General features: G+C 46.3%; 1 protein-coding gene. It reads right to left on the minus strand.

What is annotated here, in order from left to right:
• Window positions 1-1,574: MobV family relaxase (mobV, locus tag F8S12_RS39740; RefSeq protein WP_196521776.1), on the minus strand; the 1,574-nt coding region annotated here is incomplete at its 3' end.
• Window positions 1,575-1,619: the final 45 nt, after the last annotated feature.

Here is a 1,619-nt window from a genome sequence, read left to right on the forward strand (position 1 = left end):
GCCCGTGCCACTGTTGATTGACTAAAAGCTACCTGTACATGAGTCACATTACGTAATCTTTCAACAGGTAAATTTGAAGTGTCATCTGCTGCCATGTAAACTGTTCTGTTTTCTGGTATTCCTTTAACCTGATATTCCAGCATGGCTACTGAAATGGCATCAATGGGAGAGTCAGACAGCACGACAGTACTAGTTTGTTCGCTAGGCTTTTTCCCCAAAGTAAAGTAAAACCAGCTATCACGGCGAACAGTACCTAACTCATAACCAGAAAATGTATTAGCTGTCCCTTCTAAAAATGCCCCTTTGGTCTTTCCGTTGAGATCCCGCATCACAAAAACTACATTTGCTTTTGAGTCGGCATAAACTAGCCCCTGGTTATGTAACATTTGTACACAATCAGAAGGTATGCTTCGTTTCTGTTTGAGGTAATGTTCAACGACTGACCAATTAGCTTTATCCTCAACGGGTGGGGTGAATTGGGGTGCTGGTTGAGTTTGGATAATGTCAGCCGCAACTTTTTGAGCATGAGCGATCGCTGCCCTTTGGGCCCCGACTTCACCAAATCGCTCCCCGATCCATGCGATCGCAGTTGTTTGGTTACATTGATTAACGTGTTTCACCAGATCAATAGCACTATTACCCCCTAACGAGGAACCATTGCCAAAGTCAGTAAATTGAGAGGCATCTATATTAATGATGTGGTTTCGTCCTACCCATTCATTCCCTTTATGCCACAGTCCCAACTCCCAAGCAACATCATCCAAAGCTAAATCAGTTGACCATTCGGTAAGTTTTCGTAATTGTTGATTATCTTGCTCCAATTGCTCTATCCGCCGCCGTAATTGGTCATTCTCAAGTGAGAGAGCTTTGGCTGTAGCCTCCATTTCCTGTTTACGTTGATTCGCCCTGTCTCGGTCGGCAGCCTTGGCCTTCAATTGCGCTGCACTTAGCTCATCAACTTCTAAATCCCGCCCCTCCTCCACTATGCGGTAAAAATCTTTAATGTCCTGGTGCTGCGCTCTACTTCCCTTGATACCCCGCTCTAGCCCAATTAGCCGCATTGTCTGGTAGTACGAATCCTGAAATTGTTGGATCTTCTGCCGCCCGTCAAAGAAATGATTGCACCGTAGCTGTCCCTCATCATCAATCGGCACAAAGTAAGCGTGAATATGGGGTGTGGCTTCATCCAGGTGTAACTCGGCGCGGACAATGCGAGATCCATATTCATCCGCTAACCACTGGTGAGTCGCTTCTACCCAGTTATCCAACTTTTGTGGTTCATAGTAACCGGCTTGGGTGGGGCAGTCGGGACGGAAATAACTGGGCGATGCACTCAACAGTAACTCCACGCAGTACACCGCATCAGTGCGAATCTTCCGCTTCTGCTCCGAGTCCCCTATCTTGGCTAAGACTAAATCCTCTAGTCGTTCCTCTGGGTCGAGGCTACCGATGAACCGAATATTTTTTTGAGTGGGATCTGCATTAGGGGTTTCTCTTTCTCGCGCGGTGTGAGATGCACTCCCTGATATGTTACCCCGCTTTAATTTTTTTAATCGCGCGATCGCGTATGCCATTTTTTATCTACGCTAAAATTTGGAAATACAAGTTTTTGGGCTGAC

This window comes from Nostoc sp. WHI (assembly GCF_015714725.1).
Taxonomy (GTDB): domain Bacteria; phylum Cyanobacteriota; class Cyanobacteriia; order Cyanobacteriales; family Nostocaceae; genus Nostoc.